The organism is Bacillus sp. JJ722 (genome assembly GCF_036963345.1).
In the GTDB taxonomy this organism is placed as follows: domain Bacteria; phylum Bacillota; class Bacilli; order Bacillales; family DSM-1321; genus Bacillus_AD.
In genome coordinates this window covers 1-6189 of record NZ_JBALMO010000293.1, presented here as the reverse complement: position 1 = coordinate 6189, position 6189 = coordinate 1, and the positions used below count along the sequence as shown (strand labels likewise).

Sequence of the window (6189 nt, the reverse complement as noted above, 5' to 3'; positions counted from 1 at the left end):
GAAAAAATTTCATTCGTGATAGTAAGCGTTCAAAATCTGTTTACCTAACAGATGAAGGTATTGAGGAAGCTAAGAAACTAATAAAGAAATATAATATAAAAGACCACTGAGGAATCTCTCATAAGAGGATTCCTTAATCAATTATACTCTCTTCTCAAAGACAACTTGAGTTCTTGTACCTGATAGTTTAAGTGTGATTTTTCACAAATTATTAACAGGTTTAGTCTTTTAATTCAATGTCTCACAAGTGATTCAAAGTAATTGAAAATTACTTTTGAAATAGCCTCTAAGTATGTTTATGTGTAACGTTAATCAACCCAACCTTCCAAAAACAAAGAAAATAACTACTAAAATATTTACAAACATCACCCAAGCAATAATTTTTCGAATGCTGGGTTGCGGTCCGTTCTTCAAAGTTTTAATGCCCAAAGGTATAATAGCAACACATAATCCTAATGTCGCAATAATTGAAAAAATGGTAGTTCCTTTTAACACACCAAGTGGAAGAGAAGACATTAACGCTAAACAGATAGATTGAAAAATATTTAATACATTAGCACGATATGTACCAATAGCTAAAATAATCCATCCAAGCATAATAGCCCCGTTTAAAGTACTTACAATATGAAATGCACCATACGATTCCGCTACTATATCTGTCGCTACTGAAAGGTTTTTAATATTTACAATTTGAAATGCTAGATGATCAATTCCAGCGTGAAACGCTCTTGCGAATAAACCAAAAACCGTAAAGATTCCACCCCATATTGCTATAGTTGGACTATGCTTATAGACGAGATTCGTTAAAAATATGATTCCTAAACTCAACAATATATTTCCAGCTAAAAAAAGCTATACGAAATAGTCATTATAATAGTGGAACTCTCAAAAGCTTCAAGTTGATCTGGAAAAAAGAAATTAAACTTGAACCTTAAAATCACTCCTACGAATAAGAATATAGGTCCAAGTATCATTGATACTCCGCCAACCCATTTTCCAGGAAAGGCATAAACACTAGGGTGAAGATTATAATCCATACATACACTTTCTTTCTAATACAATAATTTGAACATATTAATTATAAATAAATATTTTTAACCTGCAACAAATCAAAAAACACTTAGTTACCCCCATTAGTTGACATGTAATTATTCACAAAATGTTGGATGACTATTATGCCGAACTCTAATCAATACTAGTTTTACAATTTTACATGAATTATCTAATCCTTATTCCTCACTTTAAATTAAATAAGAGCGAATAAATTCGATAAAATATTATTATCTTAATCTGCTCCTTTAATTACAAACGAAAAGGCCGTCAAATGACAGCCTCACCATTTTCCCTTTTTATACTTACTAGATTCCTGGCAATTCGTTACATACTCTTCGAGAGTCATATTGTCTCCCCAAACATCATATCCCATCATATAAATATTTGTCATATCATCTTTGGTCGCGTCCCTTATTTTTTTCAAAGTATCTCCCCTTGTATAGTGTTTGTTGTATTGAATTCTTTCGCTACAAAGTTCATTTAAACCTATATTTTCATTATCTTTACACTACTTTTTTATTTGCTTCTATAATATTGACACTTGGAAGCAGTTTTCAACGCACTAGTTATGACTTTGTATCTTGATTTTACAGTATTATTAAGTCCTGATAAGTTATACAGTTGTCAAAACCTATTTATGCACAATTATTTTAGGCTCTTATTTAGCCTTATAGTTTCTAACAGTTGGTGTATAGATGCAATTCCTTTCACTTGTTCAACTAACGTATTATCACCTATATGACAGCTCTGATCTTCTGCTAGAGCATCCGATAGTTTAAGTGCATTTACTTACAAAGTATTAACTTTTATGCATGGAAGTGTTTTTCTTGAGTATCATTTCGAACCTTTATTTTTATGAAAATAAAGATGAAAACAATTATACTCAATAAGATGGTTGCTCCACCTGCTCCTATCAAGACGATTGAAACTCCAAGCCACTTGGCAAGAATAGATCCCACAACAGGTGCAATAAGCATAGATAACTCCATCGGACCTGCTTGGCTACCATTTGCTACATCATTTCAGTAAAATTAACACATGCTTCTTTAGATACATCATCATAGAACTTATTCGAATATCTACACTCACACAATATTCTATAACCCCCTATTACAAACATACCACCACGTTGGACATATTACATAATAGCTTATGATATTATAAGCATAAAAAAAAGCACACCCTTGTGCCTCCTTATTGCCTCGCTAGTTCAACCTGTTGGACAGAACCGTAAGGTAGTATAACCCTGTGTAGAATGGCTGCGGCAGCCAAGCTAAGCGGGCTTATCAAATACAAAATGACACAACAACGGAATCAATTCCGGTGTTGTGTCAGTAATCCCCGGACGATCTCAACTACCAAATCGGGCTCGTCATGCATAATCATATGGCCGCTTTTCTGAGCTATAATTAGTTCGCTGTCTGATAAAATATCCAGCAAGCCCTTTTGCTGCTCCTGCCAAATATCTTCCAGCTGTTGGCTACTCTCTGAGGACATGCCGAATGCGGTAGCGTCGTTCGGAATGCCGTGAGTGACGATTCTGACGGGAAGGGATCCGAGCTGTTGATCGCGGATAGCCTCTTCCACTTCAGTCATGTGTCTGTCTTCTTCTTCCGCCGTCTCCAAGTAAGCTGACGCTGCCTCCACATTTACATAAAGCGGCCTCTCCTCAGCCGGCAATTGAGCTAATAGAGAATTCTGGAACAACCGCATAGCCCCTGACGCTTTTAATAGCTTCACCAAGGCTGTAGGATGCTTTCCCGCCTTATCCGGATCTAATCCTTCCCGTTCAAAAATAGCAGCCGTTGCCTGTGAGAATTGATCCGGTCGCGCATCCAACAGCACCAGACCGGCGACCTCATCCCTATACTTCTGCGCGAAAAGTCGGGAATACATACCGCCCTGGGAATGGCCGACGAGAATGTAAGGCCCACGAATGCCTTCCTGCTGCAACGCGGTATGCAGCTCTTGCACGATACGGTTGCCGGTCCGTTCCGTATCCGCCTGCTCACTCCAGCCATAGCCGGCCCGGTCGTATGTGACGATCGTCGCGTCCTTTGCCAACTGCTCAGGAATATCTCTCCAGATGTTGCTGGACTCTCGGCTTCCAGCCTCGAAGACAATTGTCGGCGAGCCAATCCCGATCTTCCTAACATGCAGGCGAAATCCACCGGCATCGACCAACTTGCCCGGCGGAGGATAGTTCTGCTTAGCCTGCAAAGATGCGACCATTTCATACACAAAGCCGATACCGATGATGCACACGAGAACAGCCAGGGCTGTCACAAGCATTTTGGCCCAATTCTTACGACTGGTTCGCTTTGCCTTGACGGTGGTTGTGTTCATACGATGCCCCCTTTTCAGTTTCGTAAAATGGCTTTGATGAGCCATTTTAATTAATGTAAATTATTACCATTTTTAAATTCAATAACGATATTATAATACATTATGATAATAGTCAAAGATTAATCATAACGGATGGCGTGATTAGGTATCAGTTACAACGTCACCACCATCCGGTGTTATTAAAACCAAAATCGCATTGATATCAATTATATGGACTCAAACTGTACCTGTTCAAACAGCCTGATGACTTGCTTATAGCCCTCACCTATGGGCAACAAGGAAAAGCTATTCCAAAAGGATTGTCAAAAAGCCACAATCTATACGAAAGGAGCGTTTTAAAAAGTTAAATTTAGTTATTACTGATTGCGCCAGAAGATGGCCCAATTATTGAATTGCATGACTGGCGTTTTTTAAAGTGTTAAACTATTAATAGTAAACATAAAACTACTTGGACTGAAAGCGGAGTGTTAGAGTGAGTAATTTTATTAAACAAATTCAAAAGTGGTTAAAAAATATCACAATTTGTTTCCTTGCAATTTTTATGCTTATTCAAGCCTCTACCGTTTTTATATTAGATACAAAGTCAAACCTATACCTACAAATATTTAAGCCCTTATGGATAGTATGTATGTACATAGGAATTATTTCTGCTTTCTTATGGATAATAATGGCCGTAATTAAATATTTCAAAAGTGAAATACTGATTAACAAAGACTAATTACAATACGTCTAGATAATAAGGGTTTGATTTAATAACACGAAGTCATCAAAACAAACCCTTTTCGTACACCACCAAATGATGTAAACCGACAATATTGATACCAGCTACAGGTGATCGCTTATTAGAAGCACTTACTGTCATTTTCACTTTATAAAGTACAACTTTTTCCGGAGCTTACCTGCACTAGAATTGTAGCAAACCCTATTCAGCTATACACAATAATATTGAAAAGGATTCTTTACTTTATCGAACTCAACTTTTCGTTACAATCCTCGCAAACTTGTAGTATTTCATCATTTGCTATACTAATCGCTGCTTCTTTCTCCGTCTTTTTACCACATAAAAACATTTCTTTCGACTAATATTCGCTCCAGTTGTTCGACGATGAAATGTATGACATCTACGACAAGAATAATAGTCTTTTACGTTTGGATACCTCATACTCTCCGCTGTTATATAAAATTACAGCATTTCCCTTCTTTTCTATTTATTTCAGGATAATGCTTGGTAACTACAGAGTTCTTTTCGTTAACCAAGACTTGTCCCCGTTAATTAATTCCCGATCGTTTCTAACGGAAAATATCCCTCCGCCGCCACTGGTTTAGCACTTGTAAATGTTCTGTTGACTAGAATATCGCTTGTATCAATCTTCGTGTCTTCTCTAAAATAAACTTTTATACCATCTTTCACACCAGCTGCATATTGGACATTTTTTTGAACTCTAGCCCCAGCAAGGGCATAGTTGTTATAGGTATGCTCTTTCGTAATTGGTACACCTTGTATGAACATCGTCTACCTGTATTAATCCAATCCTCTTCAGAAATAAGGGGCAAGGTGCAGCGATAATCAATACCCAATGAGCGTGTATATGTATTATGTTGATTGATATAGTAAGCTAGATTATCTTGTATGGTGGAAACAATGGTATCTCTTCGTACTTTATCTAATTTGGTTTGACGAATATACTTTTTATCAAGCCATTTAGAAGGCATTGGCTCTCCATTTTTATCTACAAATTCGGTTAAAAATGGAATAGATTGAATGAGACTTTTATCAGTTTTCCACGTACGTGTCGCTTTATCATATAATGTGATATCAGAAAAGATTTGTTCCAGGGTACCCTCATACCAAACACCCGTATCAGCCGCATAAATTTTTTAAGTAGGAATCATCTACAGTAAAAGAAAAACAATGCCCCAGTTAGTAATTTTCATTTAGAACACTCCCACCATAGGAAATGCCATACCATAAGTTGGCCTACTCATCATCCATAAAGAATATATCTCATAATCTATCAGCCATCGAATCATTGAGACGTTTCACTGTCACATCGAATGTGTCTCTCGTATGTAGATAGTAGATTCTACTTTTATCATCTATGGTGCATTCGTATTGGGAAATAGTGTAGCTAGAATTTGTTCATTTACATATTCATTAGCATGTTCTTCCCATTTATTTTGGTAAGTGGATGGATTTGCAGGATCTGAATATACAGGTACATACACGCTCTCTGTATGTTTCATATTCACGTTATAAAGCTGTTTACTAATACTCATTTTTTCTTGCAAATCACTTACGTTTTATGACATCACCTTCGTATATTTCAATACCATTTCTATCATTTAATCCTGTGTACTCTCCAACTGATTCCCAAATGACTTCTTGTTTATCTTGTAAGTGTTGCTCAATAAGCGCGATTTTATCATTGTTATATTATTTAGTTCCAATTGTTTTTATAATTTAGTTTGTAACTAAATTTTTTAAAATGCAAAAGGAAAGGAATGAACTTCTTAGAACTATTTCTGAAAAGCTCGATAAACTCAAAGATTAGAGACGAGAAAACTCGTCTTTTTTTATTTCAACTTTTTAGAGAAACTAAATAATTCTTCAGTTTCCTTACTTTTATCTACTTACTTGAAAACAAATAAAGTTACTCCTTTGTTTCCATATTACAAAGCACAACTAGTTATTTTTCTACTTGTATAATTAAATGAATAAAACTTGATTAACAAAAATATAGTTATAAAAAATCAAAAAGGAGTAGTACCCATGAGCAACTATATTAGATG

General features: G+C 36.0%; 8 protein-coding genes. 1 reads left to right on the top strand and 7 read right to left on the bottom strand.

What is annotated here, in order from left to right:
* The first annotated feature begins 11 nt into the window (after window positions 1–11).
* Entirely contained in the window at window positions 12–110 is a 99-nt protein-coding gene (locus V7014_RS24130; protein ID WP_335511135.1) for a DUF6429 family protein, read from the top strand.
* Between the two features lie 202 nt (window positions 111–312).
* On the opposite strand, the gene V7014_RS24125 is transcribed toward V7014_RS24130, so the two are convergent.
* From V7014_RS24125 to V7014_RS27380, 7 genes are all read right to left on the bottom strand, one after another.
* Window positions 313–828: a hypothetical protein gene (locus V7014_RS24125; RefSeq protein WP_335511133.1), complete on the bottom strand. Its 516-nt coding sequence runs from the start codon at window positions 826–828 to the stop codon at window positions 313–315.
* 505 nt (window positions 829–1333) lie between these two features.
* Complete coding sequence (locus V7014_RS24120; RefSeq protein ID WP_335511132.1) at window positions 1334–1477, bottom strand: hypothetical protein; 144 nt, start codon at window positions 1475–1477, stop codon at window positions 1334–1336.
* 382 nt (window positions 1478–1859) lie between these two features.
* Window positions 1860–2042 (bottom strand): hypothetical protein, encoded by a 183-nt coding sequence (locus V7014_RS24115; protein WP_335511130.1) that lies wholly within the window; start codon window positions 2040–2042, stop codon window positions 1860–1862.
* A gap of 325 nt (window positions 2043–2367) precedes the next feature.
* Window positions 2368–3399, bottom strand: coding sequence for an alpha/beta fold hydrolase (locus V7014_RS24110; protein ID WP_335511128.1), 1032 nt, complete (start codon window positions 3397–3399; stop codon window positions 2368–2370).
* Between the two features lie 1273 nt (window positions 3400–4672).
* Window positions 4673–4909, bottom strand: coding sequence for a hypothetical protein (locus V7014_RS24105; protein ID WP_335511126.1), 237 nt, complete (start codon window positions 4907–4909; stop codon window positions 4673–4675).
* 587 nt (window positions 4910–5496) lie between these two features.
* Window positions 5497–5676, bottom strand: coding sequence for a hypothetical protein (locus V7014_RS24100; protein ID WP_335511124.1), 180 nt, complete (start codon window positions 5674–5676; stop codon window positions 5497–5499).
* A 13-nt stretch (window positions 5677–5689) separates the two neighbouring features.
* Window positions 5690–5776: a YopX family protein gene (locus tag V7014_RS27380; RefSeq protein WP_438824971.1), complete on the bottom strand. Its 87-nt coding sequence runs from the start codon at window positions 5774–5776 to the stop codon at window positions 5690–5692.
* Window positions 5777–6189: the final 413 nt, after the last annotated feature.